General features: G+C 62.5%; 1 pseudogene. It reads left to right on the plus strand.

Annotated features, from left to right (window positions below):
• Positions 1 to 64 precede the first annotated feature (64 nt).
• Positions 65 to 608, plus strand: a pseudogene (locus RM532_RS15845) (transposase); the annotation flags it as partial.

A 608-nucleotide genomic window follows, 5' to 3' on the forward strand; every position in this document is an offset into this window, starting at 1 on the left:
GGGTTCTACCCCGTTACTGCGGACACATCTGAAAAGGCTCACAATGGGCCTGTAAGGAGTGTTCATGACCAAGCGACGAAAATACAGTCCCGAGTTCAAGCGTGAAGCGGTGGAGCTGACCCGCCAGCCGGGCGTGAGTTGTCGGCAAGTAGCGCGGGAGATCGGGATCGACCCGAACATGCTCACCCGTTGGCGGCGCGAGGCCGATGCCGGCGCCAGCCAGGCGTTCAAGGGCAGCGGCACCCCGCGGGATCAGGAAGTGATGCGGCTCAAACGCGAGCTGGCCCGGGTGACCAAGGAACGGGATTTTTTGCGCGAAGCGGCAACGTACTTCGCCAGGGAGTCGTCCTGAGGTATCAGGCGATCCGACGTTGTCGCGATCACTATCCCGTGCGCCTGATGTGCCGCTGTCTCAGCGTCTCTCCGAGTGGGTATTACGACTGGCAGGCTCGGCCGGCCAGTACTCGCGAGCAGGCCAATCAGCGCTTGCTGAGACGTATCCGGGAGATTCATGAGGACAGCCGAGGCGTGATTGGCGCGCCTCGCATGCAGGAGGATCTCGTGCACGAAGGCGAAACCGTGAGCCTGAATCGCGTCGCCCGCCTGAT

This window comes from Spectribacter hydrogenoxidans, from assembly GCF_031846275.1.
In the GTDB taxonomy this organism is placed as follows: domain Bacteria; phylum Pseudomonadota; class Gammaproteobacteria; order Nevskiales; family Salinisphaeraceae; genus Spectribacter; species Spectribacter hydrogenoxidans.